Source organism: Pseudarthrobacter sp. AB1, from assembly GCF_014926485.1.
GTDB lineage: Bacteria > Actinomycetota > Actinomycetes > Actinomycetales > Micrococcaceae > Arthrobacter.
The window spans coordinates 14,801-27,001 of the sequence record NZ_PZKO01000053.1 but is presented as its reverse complement, the minus strand read 5'-3'; the positions used below and the strand labels follow the sequence as shown (position 1 = coordinate 27,001).

Sequence of the window (12,201 nt, the reverse complement as noted above, 5' to 3'; positions counted from 1 at the left end):
GGCTCCTGATGAAAGAGGAAATACAAGTGCCAAACGAGACCGGTTTGTATCAACTAGATGGTTGGGTTGTGGTTCTGCTCTTCGCCCTGGTATATGGAGGCACCATGGTGGTGTCCGCCCGTATCAGCAAGAAGAAAGAGAACGCCGACGGGTACATGACCGCTGGAAACAAGATAGGTTTCGGAATTTCCGCGGCCAGCATGACAGCGACCTGGATTTGGGCGGCATCAATGTACGCTTCCGCCAGCTCTGGCTACACCTATGGCATCTCAGGACCCATTCACTACGGTCTCTGGGGCGCTCTGATGATTCTGTTCATCTATCCGTTCGGTAAGCGCATCCGCGCTGTTGCACCGAAAGCCCACACTCTGGGTGAAATAATGCACGCCCGCCACGGCCGTTCCAGCCAACTCATGCTCGCCGGATCCAACATTGTTGGCAGCGTCATCAGCCTGACTGCCAACTTCATCGCCGGTGGCGCCCTCGTCTCCCTTCTCTCCCCATTCAGCTTCGGCCAGGGCGTCCTGGCCGTTGCTGTCGGCGTTCTCTTATACACTCTGTGGTCCGGTTTTCGCGCGTCGGTGCTCACAGACTTCGTGCAGGTCGTGGCTATGCTGGGTGCCGTCATCATCATCATTCCCGCGGTGTTCTTCGCCGCCGGAGGATCGAACATGTTCGTCCAGGGTGCAGGCAATCTGACCCCGCAGCAGTCCGATTTCTTCTCCAGTGACGCGTTCCTGAACCAGGGCGCTCCCTTTATCGCGGCAGTGCTGGCGTATGCGGTCGGTAACCAGACCATTGCACAGCGCCTCTTCGCCGTACGTGAGGACCTGATCAAAAAGACGTTCGTGACAGCGACAGTAGGCTACGGCGCCACCGTCATCGGAGTTGGCCTGATCGGTGTGATGGCACTGTACCTGGGAATTACACCCCTCGGCGGAGACGTCAACAACCTGATCCCGCAAATGGCCTCCACTTTCCTCGGACCCATTCTCCTGTGCCTGTTCTTCGTAATGATCCTCGGCGCACTTTCATCTACCGCAGACTCGGACTTGTCGGCACTGTCCGCGATCATGATGGCCGACGTTTACGGAAAGAACGTGGCGAAGAAAGCCAACCCGAGGACCATGCTGCTCATCGGCCGGATCACGATGATCGTCGCCACCGCCGCCGCCCTGATTTTCGCCAGCCAGCAAATGAATATCCTCGATCTACTGGTATTCGTCGGCGCGCTCTGGGGCGCACTGGTCTTCCCAGTCATCGCGAGCTTCTTCTGGGGCAAAGTAACCAATAAGGCATTTACGACATCGGTGCTCGTCGCCCTTGCCTTCTTCATCCCGGTTCGCTTTTCCTGGTTCTCGATGGACGGGGCTACCGGCATTCTGTTCGACATCCTCTCGGTCGCCGGAGTCGGCGTAATCCTGGGACTGATGGCGTTCGGATTCTTCGGACTGAAAATTGCCCTGATCACCGGTGCCCTTGCCGCCGTGATCTCGGCCCCGTTCATCATCGGGTTCCTGCACGATTACTCCGTGCTTACCGGATCACTGGTGGCATACGCCGTCAGCACCGTCGTTTGCTATCTCATGTCTTTCAGGAACAAACAGAACTTCGACTTTGAGCTGATCAAGGACAGGGTCGGAGATTACGACCCGCAGGTCGACGGCGACCTCGGGGACTTGGAAGACGACCTCGACAACATGACGGCATCCGCCGGAAAGTAGGTAAATCACCATGGAAATAGTCCTCCTCACCGTGTACGTACTGATCTGGCCGATCATTGTTACAGGGGTCCTCTGGACCATCTGTAGGGCCTTTTTCAAGGAATGGTCAGAAGCCAGGAAGGCAGGCAGGTCCATTATCTAGCCGACGCCGCTTAGATCCATCACTGCATGTCGCCATGCAGACTCCCCACTGAAGAAACGGTGAAAAGACAATGGCCACAACCACCCCTCAAACCCCGACACTGACTACAGGGAAAGCGATAGATTTCTGGCCGGCGCAGTCCATGACTCCCATGAAGGACCAGTGGCAGGGCCTGCGCTGCAGGTTCATAAACGCTAATCCTGCAGGCCCATGGGACGAATTCATACTCTCCGAGTGGGAGCTGGAGGCCTGCGCTTGGGAGGACTTCCACCCCCACACTGAGACGAACTTCGTGCTGGAAGGCGAACTGCACATCGAGAGCGGTGGCGAGACCGTCATCCTGAAGCCTGGCGATTCGGCACGCGTAAATCCAGGACGAATGGGGAGATACTGGGCGCCTGTATACGCCCGGATGCTCACCATCTACGGCCCCAACCCCGAAGGTGAGGAATCGCACTCATTTCGATATTTCGAAGTCTGAGCCCTCACCTTTATCTCAGGGCCCATTAGCGGTTCTGCTGCGGCAGCTGCGTCCGCGCTCTCGCCGCCGACCCCGCCAAGTACGTAGGCGCTGGCTGAGCTCCACAGCAGTAGGCACAATTGAGGGTGTGGTGGGCAAATAGCCACCACACCCTCAAGCACTTAAACCTGCACCCGATGACAATGGTGCGGTTGGGGCCGGCGATGAGGTGCTGGAGCACTTCGAGTTGTGAGCGCTTGAACGCGGCGTTCCAGGCCGACTGATTCTCGGCGCCCATTGCCAATGACGGCAGAAACGCGGATACCCGCAGGCAATCTCGTGAAATTTCTCCCTGCCACGGCGGGTGGGAGTCATACCGTCGATATTTGTTGCGCAGCGTCGATGCCGGGATCAATTTTCCCCACGCCGCCCAGGCTGCCCAAATCACCCGCAAGTCCCGACCGCTCGGGACCCGGAAATGGTCGACGGCGACCGTCTACATCGTCACCTCGCTAACGCCCTCACAAGGGAAACCGGGACTCATAGGATCCTTGATTCGCGGCCACTGGGGAATCGAGAACGGACTCCACTGGCGCAGAGATGTCACCTGGCGAGAGGACGGGAGCCAGGTACGACGGGGAAACGCGCCCCGGGCCATGGCCTCCCTACGCATCGCCATCACCATCCTGCGCCTGGAAGGCGAAACCAATATCGCCAAAGCCACCCGCGTGGCACGCAACTACCCGCACCGCGCCCTCAAACTCGCCGGCCTAAAAATCAACTAAAAGACTTTGCAGACACCCTGCCCGCAGGGGTAACTCAAGACTCTGGTCAGGCGAGCCCATCGTCGGCCCCAAGTCATCCATGGGGAGTACGTCCGTTCCAGTCAATGGTTCAGGACAAATAGTAAGAGAATAGTCTTATGAGGCCATTAGTCTGGCCTAACCTGAGGCCGGAGAGTGAGCTATGCGGATACCTGCAGAAGAACGAAAAGAACAACTGATTTCAGCGACGGTTGAACTGATGCGTCGTGAGGGCGTTCAGGCAGTCACCATCCGCGCCATAGCCAAGGAGGCCAACGCCCCCTTGGCGACCGCGCACTACTGCTTCAGCGGCAAGGATCAAATTATGGACGCGGCGGCCGAGGCATGGCTGAAGAACCTGAGCCGTTTTTCCAGCGACGTCCCGGTCGAATTGGGTCTTCGTAAGGCTGTGGAGCAGGTAGCCGAAGGCTATTGGCACGCACTCGAGGAAGAGCCGGCAAGCATCCTCGCTGAGATCGAAATGATTCTATGGGCAACGCGCAACGTCACCAGCCCGCTGGCCGCGAAAATCTATCCCGCCTACGAAACAGAGTTAGGAAAAATATTCGTGTCCGCGGCCAAGAACAGCAGTGAGAAGTGCCTCATAGGCTTTCCAACGCTTGTGAGGTCTTTCCTGATGATTTACGACGGAGCTGCCATCCAATATATGACCGACCCGAAGGCTGCCGATCATCAGAGCATGTTCTTCATGATGGTTGATGCACTTCTGAACAAGGCCGGCGTCTAAACTTCGCCGCCGCGACCAGGGCCACCAGGACGTAATGCTCCTATCGTTGCCCATCGGCGGACCAACCAAGCCTGCGGGCGAACAGCAGCTTGGGGGAACGGCCGGGCTCCGGGCTCGGCGGGCAGTCGGTGTCGAGCATAACTGGCAACCTATAAGCATGCACCGGCGCAGGTGATTACCGCCATTGACCTGAAGCACCGTGCACGGTCTCAGCATACTATTTTTCTCACGGCCTGCCCGAGTTTAGGCAATACGCCAAAATTTATTCTGATCCGGAAAAGAGGCACTCCCCTAACCGGCATGGCAGCTCGTCGACTTCCCGTCCCGAGCAGTAGTGACAGTCATCAGAACACAGTTCGGTCATGATGCGGCCAGCTGTAGCTCGTAGCCATCCTGAATGTGGAACAGACGGCGGCCATCAACAGGGTCGTGGACCCAAATAATGTCACCGGCCGCTGTCCGGGCGTCCACTAAGCCGACATACTCTGGGCGCCCGCTGCCGAGCAACTGCACCTTGTCTCCAACTTGGACATCGACCCAGCCGGACCCTCCCACTCGATTCATCTCTGAAGTCACAGTTCTCTCCTCTTTGATTGTTTAGCAGCAGCATCTAACGGATTGACTCAAGTGGAAGACGGGGAACCTCTCAATGGAGGAGCTGACGGTGAATTGGGTCATGGCTGTGTGCCACCGTCAATCCCCCTGAGAGCGAAAGTTGAATCAGCCAGCGTACTCAGGCTGGAACTTGCCAGTTTTGAGTTCGATGACCATGGCTGAAGGGGTGGACGGGAAGCAGGCCGAGCCCGGGCGTGTCCGCCAGGAGGGAGATATTGTTGCCGCACGGACCAATCCGGTAGCGAGGCCCGCAACGACGGTCACCGGCCTGTCTGCTCCCAGGTCTCGCCAAACGGAACAGTGTCGCTGAGTTCGAATGTGTACCGGGCGGGATCATGCCGGGTGACCCGAATGCCGGCAGACCCATGGGCCATTGCTGCTTGCCGGAGCAGGGCCTCTGCCTCGTTGAGCAATTCGTAAAGTTCTTCAGGCCTGCCGATGAGGACTTCCAAAGAATCGATGGTCGGACTATTCATGTCAACACTTTCTTGTGATATGGGTCACTATGTCGTAACTATTTTGACATGAACATTAGTTCAAGTCAACTGTTCATTTGTAAGCAAAAATCAGCGCGAGTAACGGTTCTTGGGTTGTAGTTGATGGCGGCAGCTTTGGGGACGGGGGGCCCGGCATAATGTGAAATACCACCTCACCAGCCGCAAAGGCTCTACCACCCGATCGTGGGTGATCTGGACCTGAGCTTCGAGGCCTTTGAACTGGCCGGCGATCCGGGGCTGCGGATCAACGTGTACACGGCAGATCCCGCGACACCCTCAGAAGACGCACTGAAAGTCCTGGCCAGCTGGGCCGCCACCCAGCGCACCGCGGCCGAAACTGCCCTTAAGCAGAAGAAATGAATGACCGTCCCTCCATCGCTCTCCCCGACGGAGTGGACCTACTACGTTCGCATATCTGCGACAGAGAAACAGGAGATCACCATGAGCGACGTCACCGTTGTCATCGGGGGTGGTTCGATCGGCCAGGCCACCGCCCGCCGCGTGGACGCAGGCTAGCACGTTCTGTTGGCCGGCAACAGCCAGGACAACGCCGACGCGGCGGCTGAAGTGTTGAGCAACGCCGGGTTCGACGTCAGCACGATGACCCAGCCAGGCGTCGCCGGCGGACGGAGCCCGGACGAGGTCGGCGCCGTGGCGGCGCTACCGATGGGGCCCCGACGGCGCTTTCATCACCGGCCGCGACTCCAAACGACGTCGATGTAGGGGGGAAGCTCGCGCCTTCGCGCAGCATTACCCAGAGTACGACTCGGGCGCCACCCGCCTACGCGCGGGTGAGGGCTTCGTCCTCGGCAGCGACATCTGCGGCGTCCGCGCTGGCAGTGCCGGCAGTGCCGTCCACGGCGGACTTTGCTTCAGCGAACCTTTCGTTCAGGCGGGAGTGCCGCTGACCGTAGGCGAAATAGATCACCACGCCGATGACCAGCCAGCCGGCGAAGAAGATCCAGGTCTCCACGGCGAGGTTCGTCATCAGGTACAGGCACAGGACGGCGGAAACCACCGGGAGGACCTTGCCGAACGGGACGCGGAAGGACGGCTTCAGGTCCGGGCGCTTCTTGCGCAGCACCAGGATGCCCAGGCTCACCACCACAAACGCGGACAGCGTGCCGATGTTGATCATTTCCTCCAGTAGGTCCACGTTGGTCAGGCCGGCCACAAGTGCCACTGCGGCGCCGCAGATGATCTGGAGGCGGACCGGCGTCGAACGCTTTTCGCTGGTCTTGGACAGTGCGCGGGGCAGCAGCCCGTCGCGGCTCATGGCCAGCACCACGCGGGACAGTCCCATCAGCAGCACCATGATGACGGTGGTGAGGCCGATCAGGGAGCCGAAGGCGATGACCTTGGCCGCTGTGGTGTTGCCGACGGCCTCGAAGGCGGTGGTGAGGGTGGGCGTTTCAGCTGCCGCGAGTTCCGTGTAGGACACCATGCCGGTGAGCGCGAGGGACACCAGGATGTACAGCAGCGTCACCACGGCAAGGCCGCCGAAGATGCCGCGCGGCAGGGTCTTCTGCGGGTTCTTGACTTCCTCCGCGGACGTGGCCACGACGTCAAAGCCGATGAAGGCGAAGAACACCAGGGCGGCGCCGGCGAAGATCCCAAGGGTGCCGTACTGTGCAGGCGCGGCGCCGGTGAGGAAGCCGAAGAATGACTGCTTCAGGACGTCCGCAGCGCCGCCGGCAGTGGGTTCCGCGGCAGGCACAAACGGCGCGTAGTTCTCGACCTTCACGTACGTGAAGCCCACCACGATCACAAACAGCACCACGGCGATCTTAATCAGGGTGAAGACGTTGCCCACGCGGGCGGAAAGCTTGGTGCCCAGAACCAGGAGCACAGTAAAGACGGCAACGATCAGGAACGCGCCCCAGTAGAGGTCCACGCCGCCGAGCGACAGCGCCGGCGGCACGTCGGCGCCCATCAGTGCAAACACCTTGCTGAGGTAGATGCCCCAGTACTTGGCGATCACTGCCGCAGCGGTGAACAGTTCCAGAATCAGGTTCCAGCCGATGATCCACGCGAGCAGTTCGCCCATGGTGGCGTACGTAAAGACGTAGGCCGACCCGGCGACCGGGATGGCGGTGGCAAACTCGGCGTAGCACATGATGGCCAGGGCACACGTCACGGCGGCAACAGCGAAGGACAGCGTCACGGCGGGGCCGGAGAAGTTGGCCGCGGCCTTGGCGCCCACCGAGAAGATGCCGGCGCCGACAGCGACGGCGACACCCATGATCATCAGGTCCCAGCTGCTGAGCGACCGCTTGAGCTTGCGTCCGGGTTCATCGGCGTCTGCGATGGACTGCTCGATGGATTTGGTCCGAAGAAGGTTCATAAGGAGTTCCACAATCCTGATTTGTGTTGGAAACAGACCCATCAACGCTACTTGTCCACGCACCGGACGTTCACACCCGTCCCGCATGGTGAGACGCAACGAATACCGAAGATAATTGCGAAAAGGCCCTCGAAGCCCTCCTTTTGAGGACCTCAAGGGCCTTTCGATCGAACCGTTTAGACGGGCCAGTCCATCAGCTTTGACCGGATCAGGAACCGTTTACCTTCCGGCGACTCAACCGAGAATCCGCTCCCCCGGCCCTGGACCACGTCCACGGTCAGATGGGTGTGGCTCCAGTAGTTGAACTGCTCCTTGGACATCCAGAACTCGAGGGGCTGCGGCTCCAGGCCGTCGGCGATGTCGAACAGCCCCAGGAGGACGTCGGCTTCCGCGGTGATGAACTCCCCGGCCGGATAACACATAGGCGAGGACCCGTCGCAGCAGCCGCCGGACTGGTGGAACATGAGGGGTCCGTGCTGGCCCCATAGTTTCCTGAGCAGTTCCAGGGCCTCGGCCGTGAGCGCCACGCGGGAGATGTCCTCCCCTGGCAGCGTCACTGCCGCGTCAAGCCTCGCCTCCATCATCAGTACTTGATGACGACGCGGCCGTCGATCTTGGCGTGTTTCATCTCGTCAAGAACGGCGTTGACCTCGGAGAGTTCGCGGGTGGACACCGTGGGATGGATCTTGCCCTCGGCGTAGAACTCGAGTGCTTCCTCCAGGTCCTGCCGTGTGCCCACGATCGAGCCGCGGACGGTCAGGCCCTTGAGCACAATCTCGAAGATCGGTGCCGGGAAGTCGCCCGGCGGCAGGCCGTTGAACACAATCGTCCCGCCCCGACGGGCCATGCCGATCGCCTGGCCAAAAGCAGACGGGTGTACTGCGGTGACCAGGACTCCATGGCAACCTCCGGTTTCGCGTTGGATGACTTCGGCGGGATCTTCGTGCAGCGCGTTGACGGTCAGCTCCGCACCATGCTTCTTGGCCAGGGCGAGTTTGTCGTCTGCGATATCCACGGCTGCTACCCGCAGGCCCATCGCCACGGCGTACTGGACAGCAATGTGTCCGAGGCCGCCGATGCCGGAAATGGTGACCCACTGTCCGGGCCTGGCTTCGGTCATCTTCAGGCCCTTGTAGACCGTGACTCCGGCGCAAAGCACCGGGGCGATTTCAACGGGGTCCGAGCCCGCCGGGATGCGTGCGGCAAAGCGCGTGTCTACGAGCATGTACTCCCCGAAGGAACCGTCCACACTGTAGCCGGCGTTCTTCTGTACTTCGCACAGCGTCTCCCAGCCGGTACGGCAGTACTGGCAGTCGCCGCAGGCGGACCAGAGCCAGGCGTTGCCGACGAGGTCGCCGACAGCCAGGTCGGTGACACCCTCGCCCAAGGCAACCACTTCCCCTACGCCTTCGTGGCCGGGGATGAACGGTGGTGTCGGCTTGACCGGCCAGTCGCCCGCCGCCGCGTGGAGGTCGGTGTGGCAGACACCGGTGGTGATGACCTTGACCAGCGCCTCACCCCGGCCCGGGGTTGGAACGGGGAGGGTCTGGATCTGAAGATCCTTGCCGAACTCGGTTACTACTGCTGCTTGCATTGTCGTCGTCATTGGCGAAATCCTTGCGTTGATAAAGCGTTGGAGCGGTGGAGGTGGTGCTGCCTTCCTGAGGGGTGGCCAGGTCGGTGCAGGCGGGGACGGGAGCGCCCCAATCCCTTAGAAGAAGCCGAGCTTGTTCTCGTTGTAGCTGACCAGCAGATTCTTGGTCTGCTGGTAGTGGTCCAGCATCATGGAGTGGTTTTCACGTCCGATGCCGGAGGACTTGTACCCGCCGAACGCGGCGCCAGCCGGGTAGGCGTGGTAGTTGTTGACCCACACACGGCCGGCCTGGATTTCGCGTCCCGCACGGTAAGCGACGTTGCCGTTACGCGACCAGACGCCGGCGCCAAGCCCGTAGAGGGTGTCGTTGGCGATTTCCATTGCGTCGTCGTAGTTGCTGAACCGGGCGACAGACACAACAGGTCCGAAGATCTCCTCCTGGAAGATCCGCATCTTGTTGTGGCCCTCGAAAACTGTGGGCTGAACGTAATATCCGCCGGCCAGGTCGCCAGGCAGTTCGGCGCGGGCGCCGCCGGTAAGCACCTTGGCACCTTCCTGCTTGCCGATGTCAATGTAGGAGAGGATCTTCTCAAGCTGGTCGTTGGAGGCCTGTGCTCCGAGCTGGGTTTCGGTGTCCAGCGGGTTGCCCTGGATGATTTTCTCCACCCGGGCCACGGCGTCGGCCATGAAGGAATCGTAAATGTCTTCCTGGACCAGGGCGCGGGACGGGCAGGTGCAGACCTCGCCCTGGTTGAAGGCGAAGAGCGCGAAGCCCTCCTGTGCCTTGTCATAGAACGCGTCGTCGGACTCGGCAACATCGTTGAAGAAGATGTTCGGGCTCTTGCCGCCGAGCTCCAGGGTGACGGGGATCAGGTTCTGGCTGGCGTACTGGCTGATCAGGCGTCCCGTGGAGGTTTCGCCGGTGAAGGCGATCTTGCGGATCCGCGGGCTGGACGCGAGCGGCTTGCCGGCCTCGACGCCGAAGCCGTTGACCACGTTGAGGACACCGGCGGGCAACAGGTCACCGATGAGTTCCATCAGGACCAGAATGGACGACGGCGTCTGCTCGGCGGGCTTGAGGACCACGGCGTTGCCGGCTGCGAGGGCCGGGGCAAGCTTCCAGACGGCCATCAGGATGGGGAAGTTCCAGGGGATGATCTGGCCGACGACGCCGAGCGGCTCGTGATAGTGGTAGGCGGTGGTGTCGTCGTCGAGCTGTGAAAGCCGGCCCTCTTGGGCGCGGACGGCAGAGGCGAAGTAGCGGAAGTGGTCCGCGGCAAGCGGGATGTCTGCGTTCAGGGTTTCGCGGATGGGCTTGCCGTTGTCCCACGACTCGGCGACCGCGAGCATCTCGAGGTTCTCGTCGATGCGGTCGGCGATCTTGTTCAGGACCGCGGCGCGCTCGGCCACGGAAGTCTTGCCCCAGGACGGTGCGATCTTGTGGGCGGCGTCCAGGGCGAGTTCAACGTCTTCCGCGGTGCCGCGGGCCACTTCGCAGAAGACCTTGCCGGTGACGGGTGTGATGTTCTCGAAGTACTGGCCCTTGACGGGGGCAACCCACTCGCCGCCGATCCAGTTCTCGTAGCGGTCCTTGAACGTGACCTTCGAACCCTCGGTTCCGGGCTGTGCGTAAACAGTCATTGCTAGCTCCTTTGCTGTGCATGAAAGGTGGCGCCTGATGATGGCGTCCGCCGTTGGTTTCAGCGTAGGAGTGTGAAGGTTGCAGTCAGGTTGCGCGGGTGTGAGCCAGCTCACGGCGCCCGGTGGTCAGGCGCTGAGTTCAGCTTCCAGCCGCTCAACGTCGGCGACGACGGCGGCCCGCTTCGGCGAGCGCGGCGGCAGCAGCTTCAGGGCGGCAGTCCGGACGTCGACGTCGTCCCTCGCCTCCGGGAGGGCAGCGTATTTGAGCAGCGTCTCGGCACTGCCGTCTGTCAGGACCGCTTCGCGCATGAGGGAGGAGACCCTGTCGCGGAGGTCGATGATGCCCGGCGCTTCGGAGCGCGGCAGCACGGCGCCGCGGTAGATTTCCAGCGCAATCCGGTGGGCGCCGCGCTGCAGACAGTTCAGCACCTGCCCGCTGTCCGGGACCAGGTCCATGGTGAGTTTGTACGGCCGGGATTCCGGGACGGCGGCCGGGTTGAGCTGCTGGAGGATCTTGCGAAGCCGGACCATTTCCGCTCGGAGCGTCATGGTGGGGCCGTCGCCCGGGTAGAGCAGGAAGCTGAGCTCCTCGGCGCTCAGCCCGGCGGGGTGGGTGCTGAGCAGTGCGAGGATTTCACTGTGGCGGGCGGACAGTGCCACCGTTTTTCCTTCGATGCTGAGCAGCGCCTGGTCGCGGCCCAGAAGCTGCAGGCTGTTGCGGTACAGGCTGCCTTCCTTAGCACCGCCGGTTGCCCCGGCCCGCGCCGAATCCGATCTGGCCGACCGTGACCCTGACGCGGTGCTGGTGTTCCGCCGTCGGGCCGGCCGGCTGGCAAGGGTCGCCGCCAGTTGCAGGCGCTCAACCCGGAGCTGCGCCTGAGCTGCAGCGACGGTCGCCTCGACGAGGGACAGCGTGTGGGCCGCCACCGCACTGGCCTTGCCCGTAATGTCCACAACGCCCAGCAGCGCACCGGAATCCGGATCGTGGAACGGGACGGCGGTGCAGCTCCATGCGTGCACGGACCGCTGGTAATGCTCCGCCCCGGAAATCTGGATCCCGCGGCCCAGGGCCAGGGCAGTTCCGGGCGCGCTGGTCCCCACCGTGGCCTCTGACCAGTCGGCGCCCGGGACGAACATCATGCCTTCGGCGCGGCGCTGCAGGGCGGGATCCCCTTCCACCCAGAGCAGCCGGCCAACCTCGTCACCAACAGCGACGAGCAGGCCGCTGTCGTGGCTGGGCTGGACCAGGAGCTTGTGGATCACGGGCATGATGCTGGCCAGGGGGTGCTGCCGGCGGTATTCCTCAAGTTCGTCCGTGTCCAGGGCAAGGGGTGCTTCGGGGTTGTCCGGGTTGGCCTGCAGTTTGACGGACCGCTGCCAGGATTCCCGGATCAGCCTGCGCAGGCCGGGGATTTCCGGCGCGTCCGGAAACGCTTGGGCGCCAAGCTGCTCATGCGCGGCCAGGGCATCACGCTGGGCCAGCGCTGTCGCTTCGCCGCCGGACGCCGGCGGCAGGATCAGGTTCCTCATCGAACTCCCATTTGCGCTCGGCTTGCAGGCGCGGCACATCGCAGCCGGCCTGGGTTTAGCCCAGTCTAACGCCGCCCCGCACCCGCGCCTAGGGCTGGAGTGA

The 12,201-nt window shown here is 61.9% G+C and carries 15 protein-coding genes; 8 read left to right on the top strand and 7 right to left on the bottom strand.

Translation table 11 applies throughout. From position 1 onward, the window contains the following. Positions 1 to 104 precede the first annotated feature (104 nt). The 5 genes from DAD99_RS13195 (at position 105) to DAD99_RS13180 (ending at position 3,877) form a co-directional block, all read left to right on the top strand. Positions 105 to 1,724 (top strand): sodium:solute symporter family protein, encoded by a 1,620-nt coding sequence (locus DAD99_RS13195; RefSeq protein ID WP_227008012.1) that lies wholly within the window; start codon positions 105 to 107, stop codon positions 1,722 to 1,724. Positions 1,725 to 1,734: 10 nt separating this feature from the next. After that, a complete protein-coding gene (locus DAD99_RS21785) occupies positions 1,735 to 1,866 on the top strand; it encodes a putative transporter small subunit (RefSeq protein ID WP_227008008.1) in 132 nt (43 codons plus the stop codon). 70 nt (positions 1,867 to 1,936) lie between these two features. After that, entirely contained in the window at positions 1,937 to 2,347 is a 411-nt protein-coding gene (locus tag DAD99_RS13190) for a cupin domain-containing protein (protein ID WP_227008007.1), read from the top strand. Between the two features lie 365 nt (positions 2,348 to 2,712). Beyond that, on the top strand, positions 2,713 to 3,111 hold the full coding sequence (locus tag DAD99_RS13185; protein ID WP_193341920.1) for a transposase: 399 nt from the start codon (positions 2,713 to 2,715) through the stop codon (positions 3,109 to 3,111). A gap of 181 nt (positions 3,112 to 3,292) precedes the next feature. Continuing rightward, entirely contained in the window at positions 3,293 to 3,877 is a 585-nt protein-coding gene (locus DAD99_RS13180; protein ID WP_193341919.1) for a TetR/AcrR family transcriptional regulator, read from the top strand. Positions 3,878 to 4,237: 360 nt separating this feature from the next. Here DAD99_RS13180 and DAD99_RS13175 read toward each other — a convergent pair whose 3' ends face one another. Together DAD99_RS13175 and DAD99_RS13170 are read right to left on the bottom strand one after the other, a co-directional pair. Further along, on the bottom strand, positions 4,238 to 4,453 hold the full coding sequence (locus DAD99_RS13175) for a hypothetical protein (RefSeq protein WP_309233271.1): 216 nt from the start codon (positions 4,451 to 4,453) through the stop codon (positions 4,238 to 4,240). Between the two features lie 299 nt (positions 4,454 to 4,752). Then, positions 4,753 to 4,968 carry a hypothetical protein gene (locus DAD99_RS13170; protein WP_193341918.1) on the bottom strand — a complete coding sequence of 72 codons (216 nt, stop codon included), beginning with the start codon at positions 4,966 to 4,968 and terminating at the stop codon, positions 4,753 to 4,755. 204 nt (positions 4,969 to 5,172) lie between these two features. Between DAD99_RS13170 and DAD99_RS13165 the strand changes: the two genes are divergently transcribed. From DAD99_RS13165 to DAD99_RS21775, 3 genes are read left to right on the top strand one after another with little or no spacing between them, the layout of a single operon-like run. Next, a complete protein-coding gene (locus DAD99_RS13165) occupies positions 5,173 to 5,349 on the top strand; it encodes a hypothetical protein (RefSeq protein ID WP_309233270.1) in 177 nt (58 codons plus the stop codon). Further along, positions 5,350 to 5,505 carry a hypothetical protein gene (locus DAD99_RS21780; RefSeq protein ID WP_227008006.1) on the top strand — a complete coding sequence of 52 codons (156 nt, stop codon included), beginning with the start codon at positions 5,350 to 5,352 and terminating at the stop codon, positions 5,503 to 5,505. A 9-nt stretch (positions 5,506 to 5,514) separates the two neighbouring features. Beyond that, the gene (locus tag DAD99_RS21775) at positions 5,515 to 5,712 is read left to right on the top strand and encodes a hypothetical protein (protein ID WP_227008005.1); all 198 of its coding nucleotides are present in this window, start codon (positions 5,515 to 5,517) and stop codon (positions 5,710 to 5,712) included. A gap of 58 nt (positions 5,713 to 5,770) precedes the next feature. Here DAD99_RS21775 and DAD99_RS13155 read toward each other — a convergent pair whose 3' ends face one another. The 5 genes from DAD99_RS13155 to DAD99_RS13135 form a co-directional block, all read right to left on the bottom strand. Beyond that, positions 5,771 to 7,333 carry an amino acid permease gene (locus tag DAD99_RS13155; protein WP_193341993.1) on the bottom strand — a complete coding sequence of 521 codons (1,563 nt, stop codon included), beginning with the start codon at positions 7,331 to 7,333 and terminating at the stop codon, positions 5,771 to 5,773. Positions 7,334 to 7,509: 176 nt separating this feature from the next. Further along, complete coding sequence (locus DAD99_RS13150; RefSeq protein WP_193341917.1) at positions 7,510 to 7,917, bottom strand: DUF779 domain-containing protein; 408 nt, start codon at positions 7,915 to 7,917, stop codon at positions 7,510 to 7,512. Next, entirely contained in the window at positions 7,917 to 8,939 is a 1,023-nt protein-coding gene (gene adhP / locus DAD99_RS13145; protein WP_185261316.1) for an alcohol dehydrogenase AdhP, read from the bottom strand. Before adhP ends, DAD99_RS13150 begins: the two co-directional genes overlap by 1 nt. A gap of 105 nt (positions 8,940 to 9,044) precedes the next feature. Then, entirely contained in the window at positions 9,045 to 10,568 is a 1,524-nt protein-coding gene (locus tag DAD99_RS13140) for an aldehyde dehydrogenase family protein (protein ID WP_193341916.1), read from the bottom strand. Between the two features lie 126 nt (positions 10,569 to 10,694). Further along, the gene (locus DAD99_RS13135; protein WP_193341915.1) at positions 10,695 to 12,098 is read right to left on the bottom strand and encodes a GAF domain-containing protein; all 1,404 of its coding nucleotides are present in this window, start codon (positions 12,096 to 12,098) and stop codon (positions 10,695 to 10,697) included. Positions 12,099 to 12,201: the final 103 nt, after the last annotated feature.

Bases quoted from the DNA above. Each gene is read 5' to 3' on its own strand.
- DAD99_RS13195 (WP_227008012.1), top strand. From the start codon at position 105: ATGGTGGTGTCCGCCCGTATCAGCAAGAAGAAAGAGAACGCCGACGGG.
- DAD99_RS21785 (WP_227008008.1), top strand. From the start codon at position 1,735: ATGGAAATAGTCCTCCTCACCGTGTACGTACTGATCTGGCCGATCATT.
- DAD99_RS13190 (WP_227008007.1), top strand. From the start codon at position 1,937: ATGGCCACAACCACCCCTCAAACCCCGACACTGACTACAGGGAAAGCG.
- DAD99_RS13180 (WP_193341919.1), top strand. From the start codon at position 3,293: ATGCGGATACCTGCAGAAGAACGAAAAGAACAACTGATTTCAGCGACG.
- DAD99_RS13170 (WP_193341918.1), bottom strand. From the start codon at position 4,968: ATGAATAGTCCGACCATCGATTCTTTGGAAGTCCTCATCGGCAGGCCT.
- DAD99_RS21780 (WP_227008006.1), top strand. From the start codon at position 5,350: ATGACCGTCCCTCCATCGCTCTCCCCGACGGAGTGGACCTACTACGTT.
- DAD99_RS13155 (WP_193341993.1), bottom strand. From the start codon at position 7,333: ATGAACCTTCTTCGGACCAAATCCATCGAGCAGTCCATCGCAGACGCC.
- DAD99_RS13150 (WP_193341917.1), bottom strand. From the start codon at position 7,917: ATGATGGAGGCGAGGCTTGACGCGGCAGTGACGCTGCCAGGGGAGGAC.
- adhP (WP_185261316.1), bottom strand. From the start codon at position 8,939: ATGACGACGACAATGCAAGCAGCAGTAGTAACCGAGTTCGGCAAGGAT.
- DAD99_RS13140 (WP_193341916.1), bottom strand. From the start codon at position 10,568: ATGACTGTTTACGCACAGCCCGGAACCGAGGGTTCGAAGGTCACGTTC.
- DAD99_RS13135 (WP_193341915.1), bottom strand. From the start codon at position 12,098: ATGAGGAACCTGATCCTGCCGCCGGCGTCCGGCGGCGAAGCGACAGCG.